Raw genomic sequence first — 264 nt, forward strand, 5'->3', positions numbered from 1 at the left:
GGTGACGAGCTCGCCCTCGCTGTTGGACTGCCGGAAATCGACGCTCACGCCGAGCGTCGCGGCATGGTCGACGCATGCGGTCTCGATGTCGCCCAGTGTCTGGCGGCCGTAGATCTCCGGCTCGCGCACGCCGAGCATGTTGAGATTGGGGCCGTTGAGGATGAGAACCGTCGTGTCCGACGCCATTGCCTGCGCCCGTTCGGGCTGTCGAGGTCGATTTGCCGGATCGCGTTATAGCACGCGCGGTCGGTGCGACAATGGCCG

General features: G+C 65.9%; 1 protein-coding gene. It reads right to left on the bottom strand.

Going from position 1 to position 264, the window contains the following annotated elements; genetic code table 11:
* Positions 1-186: type II 3-dehydroquinate dehydratase (locus tag R0J87_RS21370; RefSeq protein WP_498888807.1), on the bottom strand; the 186-nt coding region annotated here is incomplete at its 3' end.
* Positions 187-264: the final 78 nt, after the last annotated feature.

Source organism: Halomonas sp. SIMBA_159, assembly GCF_046536035.1.
Taxonomy (GTDB): Bacteria; Pseudomonadota; Gammaproteobacteria; order Pseudomonadales; family Halomonadaceae; genus Vreelandella; species Vreelandella venusta_A.